Source organism: Maritalea sp., assembly GCF_051251695.1.
Taxonomy (GTDB): domain Bacteria; phylum Pseudomonadota; class Alphaproteobacteria; order Rhizobiales; family Devosiaceae; genus Maritalea.
Genome location: NZ_JBPOEU010000072.1, coordinates 1 through 3,345 on the forward strand (window position 1 = coordinate 1; position 3,345 = coordinate 3,345).

Annotated in this window: 3 protein-coding genes; all 3 read left to right on the forward strand. The window is 49.6% G+C overall.

Going from position 1 to position 3,345, the window contains the following annotated elements; translation table 11 throughout:
* The coding region (locus ACSHWX_RS17975) for a heparinase II/III domain-containing protein (RefSeq protein WP_435669586.1) at positions 1 to 1,615 on the forward strand (1,615 nt) is incomplete at its 5' end.
* A 76-nt stretch (positions 1,616 to 1,691) separates the two neighbouring features.
* Entirely contained in the window at positions 1,692 to 2,678 is a 987-nt protein-coding gene (locus ACSHWX_RS17980) for a class I SAM-dependent methyltransferase (RefSeq protein ID WP_435669587.1), read from the forward strand.
* 43 nt (positions 2,679 to 2,721) lie between these two features.
* Positions 2,722 to 3,345, forward strand: a 624-nt coding sequence (locus tag ACSHWX_RS17985) for a GSCFA domain-containing protein (protein ID WP_435669588.1), incomplete at its 3' end; no start/stop codon positions are given.

The following is a 3,345-nucleotide window of genomic DNA, read 5'->3' on the forward strand; positions in this document are numbered from 1 at the left end:
TGTAACCACCGACACCTATCTCGAACTGGCGCATAGCTACGCCCGGGATTGGATCGAAAAGGTATTTCTCCCTTGCAGGGATACCAATGCGAAAGAGCTCGTAGAACTCGCCCTGTCGCAACAGGGAATACAAGGCGAAGACTTTTCTTGGTATGACATGAACGTAAGCAATCGTTGCTATAAGATTGCCTATTTGCTCGATGCGCTAAGCAGAAATGCTACAGTAGAGGATAGCCGTATCGCCCTTATCCTTGAAGTTCTAGCAAAGCATCTGGAGGTTCTTGCAGAACCCGGTTTTCTTCGAAACCATACCAACCATGGCCTGTACCAGATGCTTGGTCGCCTCGCAGGTGCCAACAGATTTGCTTGGATGCCAGGCTGGGCCGCTCAAGCCGATGTTGCCGCCAATCTGCTCAACGACATGATTGAACAACAGTTCTTCGAAGAGGGAATGCATAAGGAGCATTCTCCCGGGTATCATCTGAAAATACTGCACTCGCTACTTCGTGCGCGCAAATCAGGCCTGATAGGAGCCGAAAAAGAACCGCTCTTGGCCAGAGCTGCAGAAGCCCTCGCCTGGCTGGTTACTCCAGACGGAAAGCTAGTGACGATCGGCGATACGGCGCCGACGGACTGGCAACATGCCAGTGGCAACCACCTTGACTGGCCTAGCATAGAGCTAACCAATGCTCTGGCGGGAGACCTTGCGAACGTCCCAGACGGATTAGCAATGTTCGACCAGTCGGGTTACGCATCTGTCCGGCGAAAGGGCAGCCATCTCGTGCAGATTGCTGGCCAGCATAGCCGCACACACAAGCATGCAGACAATCTGTCATTCGTTTGGCAGGAGAATGACCTCCCAATTCTCAGCGATCCGGGCCGCTTCGAGTATTTAGGACGAACGGCTCCCTCAGATCCGCTTTTCCAACAAGGTTTTTGGTATTCCGACCCTCGCCGCATCTATGTCGAATCGACGCGCGCGCATAACTGCGTCGAGATTGATGGATCAAGCTATCCCCGGTTCCGTGTACGCCATCAGGGCTCATACCTTACCTCTAGCTTTTCGGAGCAGGGTTTGTTCGCAATTGACAGCGAAGCAATACACTCGCGCAGAATCCGCCATCGCCGAGCTCTAATCTTCTCACCTGGAGAGTGGCTGATCGTTCTCGATTGGCTTCATGATCGACTAGGCTCGACACATGACTACCGCCAATATTTCCAACTCGGCGCGCACTGGAAAGCAAAGCGAAACGAGGCCGGCTATGTGGCACAATCTAACGGTCATAACTTGACGGTTATAGATATGCTGGGTGAGCAAAATATCGAACGTGTGGCCCGTGGCCAGAAATCTCCTCGGTACCAAGGATGGCATGCACCGGGTGGGCTCACCTTTGTCCCCGCCGCCTCACTATGCTTTGCTGCGGAAAATGTCTCTACCGCACGCTTCGCGACGTTGATATGCTTGGGAAATGCAAAGAAGATCGCCGGCTTAAGCCGCAGCAATATGTCAATGTCCCGGGTCCGGCTTGCCTGGCGTCAGAACGATCAACACAAGCAAATTGAGTTTTCCCGCGGAAAACAAGGGATTCGGATCAAATCGCCAACAGCATGCTGAGCGCTTAGGCCTTGATCCATGAATAGGATTGTGTTTTTGCGGCCCACCCCACTCTGAAACGGACAATGAAAAATCTATGGCCTACCTCGATTTCGTAGATATGTTCGCCCGAAAATCCGAACGAGATCCCGAAGAATTACTTAAAGAAAAACCACTTAGCTTTCCCATTAGTACAAATTACAGGGGAGAAAAGCTGATAGAATTTTTGACCGATATCGTGGATATCGACTTTAAGAAATTGAGAGTTCTTGATATCGGATGCGCATATGGCGGGTTTTCCATCGCCATGGCAAAAAGAGGGGCACACGTCACTGGCATCGATGTGAGCGCCCAGTTCATAGAATATGCGAAGACGAACGCTAGAGGTGACGTTGACCTGGATGCTCGCGTGATGGATGCATCCAGTTCAGACGTCAGAAACAATTTCGAACGAGGCGAATTTGACCTCATATTACTGAACGACGTACTTGAGCATATATATGACACGACAAGCCTGGCAAAAAATATTGACTATCTGCTCAACGACACCGGCTTTGTATACTTCAAGGTGCCGAATGGACATTCCCCAAGATGGGCGATTTCCGAGGGCCACCGAAAAATATTTGGGTTAACTTTACTGGATCCGGACTGCTGGTTTTATCTCTACCCGAGAAGAGCATCGATTTTTTATCGGCCCTTCGAATATTTTACGGCGATTTTTGGCCATTTTGGACTCAGCAACCAATTGTGGATCGATGAAGAAAAAGTATTCGACCGCTTTCCTAAAAGAAAACTTCTTAACCAATTCAAAGAAATATACGAGATTTACAGAAATAACCCCGAATTCGACCCTCAACTTAAAGAATATTTGAAGCATGGCATAAATCGATTCAGGGACGAATTTTTGTTTGATTGGGACGATCTTGGTGACGCGTATTGCCGTTTCAAATATGGCAGCTACTTTTATAGCGGTTTTTTCGCCCGTCCCAAGGCAAACATTGCGCCGAAAACTGAAGTCATGAAGCTCCCGTCTATCGGCTCGATCGCCGCCGCCGCGCCCGACTACCACTTCCCGGAACTATAGATTTTCGCAGGTCGGCGCATGGGACAATGGCAAAGGATTTCTGTTGCCCCTACAGACCAGTTTACGACCGGATGAGATTGAAGATCGAGAGTTTAAAATGCCCCTTGTCACGATAGATGCGGCAGAAGCAGTGCGGATCCGCAAAGCCAACGATGTTGCAACTTGGGGTTTTAGAACAGAAGATAATCGTGTGGAACCGGTTGCACGTCCGGCATTCGACACGCCTTTTCAATTTCGGCCTGGCGAAAAAATATTCACCATTGGCTCTTGTTTCGCGCGCAATGTCGAGACGCACTTGATCGAGCTCGGCTACAAGATCCCAATGCGCGACCTGTTCAAAACCAAGGCGTTTTTGGGACTCGATACGGCAATCGTCAACAATTTCGGTACGCCATCGATATATAATGAACTGGCTTGGGCGTTTGGCGAACAGGATTTTGTCGAGGAGGATGCTTTCCTGGAAATCGGCAACGGAAAGTTCGTCGATCTTCATATGATTAACAGTCTGCGACCTTGTTCTTTGTCGACACTTCGAGAGCGCCGGTCAGGTTTGTTGAAAGCCACTCGATCTTTATCAAAATGTCGCGTTCTTATTATGACACTTGGCCTGATAGAGCTTTGGTGGGACGACCAAGCGAAGTCATATTTGAATACGGCCCCTTTACCC